Below are 1097 nucleotides of genomic sequence, written 5' to 3'. Positions count from 1 at the left end.
CATGCGGACACACTTTTCTTTACTTAACCCGCGGCAGCTACTTCTCCCGCTTGTGGTAACCCATTCGCGGCTTGAAGCCCGCGGGGTGCTTGAGCTGCGCGACAGCATCGGCGACTATTAGACGGAAGCGTGGCTTCATAGGCGGCATCTGTGAGATCTGAAACCATCCGACTTCGGTCGATTCGTCGTCAGCGACATGGGGGACGTCGTCGCCGACAACACTGCAGCGCATGGCGATATCCACGTAAGAGGTGACATCGCCATTGGGGTATTCGACAGGGCCGACGGCGCCGGTGCCGAGCAGGGCCTCGACTGTGACATCGAGTCCAGTTTCTTCCTTTACCTCCCGCACGGCGGCGTCGTGAGGCTGCTCGTTCGGGTCGATGATTCCGGTAACTGGAGTCCATTCCCCATTATCGGAGCGGCGAACCAGCAATACTTCAGGCAGGGCGTACATCGGTGCATTCGGCGAAACATCGCGAATGACGACAGCTGTGACACCGGGGAGCCATAGCGGAGCGTGGCCTATTTTTTCGCGGAGCTGAACAATGAAATCCGGAGTTGCCATAGTGACGAGCTTATCGGAGCGCTAATAGCGCTTTCGTAAATAGTAAGAAATCCCAGTTCAGCTGTGGATTTTGGGAAAAGGGTACTTATCCTCTATAGTTCTTTACGTTGCCAAGAGCGCGCGCAATTGCAATGTTCATACACTGCAGATGTACGCGGAATATGCCATTGAGTGGCCAACTCTTTGCAGCGTTAAGTCGGGCTCCCATCGTCTAGAGGCCTAGGACTCCGCCCTTTCACGGCGGCAACACGGGTTCGAATCCCGTTGGGAGTACCACTAAAAATCATGATGGCCCTGTGGCGCAGTTGGTTAGCGCGCCGCCCTGTCACGGCGGAGGTCGCGGGTTCAAGTCCCGTCAGGGTCGCAATTCTAAACGCCAGTTCCGGTTGGAGCTGGCGTTTTTTGCTTTTGGTTAGTGGTGCGCTGGGCGTCGGCGTGGGTAATGGACAAAAAGTGTGTCTGATTCTCAAGATGGTGACTGGTGAGAAGCCAAAAACTACGGGCTGCAAATGTGAAACTGTATGAGTTT

At 55.2% G+C, this 1097-nt stretch carries 1 protein-coding gene and 2 tRNA genes; 2 read left to right on the top strand and 1 reads right to left on the bottom strand.

Translation table 11 applies throughout. The annotated features are described in order from the left end of the window. Window positions 1–37: 37 nt before the first annotated feature. Window positions 38–568 (bottom strand): NUDIX hydrolase, encoded by a 531-nt coding sequence (locus HMPREF3130_RS01740; protein ID WP_070429195.1) that lies wholly within the window; start codon window positions 566–568, stop codon window positions 38–40. Window positions 569–768: 200 nt separating this feature from the next. Here HMPREF3130_RS01740 and HMPREF3130_RS01735 point away from each other — a divergent pair. Both HMPREF3130_RS01735 and HMPREF3130_RS01730 read left to right on the top strand, forming a co-directional pair. Next, window positions 769–844: transfer RNA gene (locus HMPREF3130_RS01735), tRNA-Glu, on the top strand. A gap of 14 nt (window positions 845–858) precedes the next feature. Further along, window positions 859–932 (top strand) — tRNA-Asp (locus HMPREF3130_RS01730). Window positions 933–1097 lie beyond the last annotated feature (165 nt).

Origin of the sequence: Corynebacterium sp. HMSC14B06, from assembly GCF_001807075.1 — a bacterium.
GTDB classification, from domain to species: domain Bacteria; phylum Actinomycetota; class Actinomycetes; order Mycobacteriales; family Mycobacteriaceae; genus Corynebacterium; species Corynebacterium jeikeium_D.
Note: the sequence above shows the minus strand (reverse complement) of the source record. Positions and strands in the feature narration are given on the sequence as shown.

Bases quoted from the DNA above. Each gene is read 5' to 3' on its own strand.
- HMPREF3130_RS01740 (WP_070429195.1), bottom strand. From the start codon at position 568: ATGGCAACTCCGGATTTCATTGTTCAGCTCCGCGAAAAAATAGGCCAC.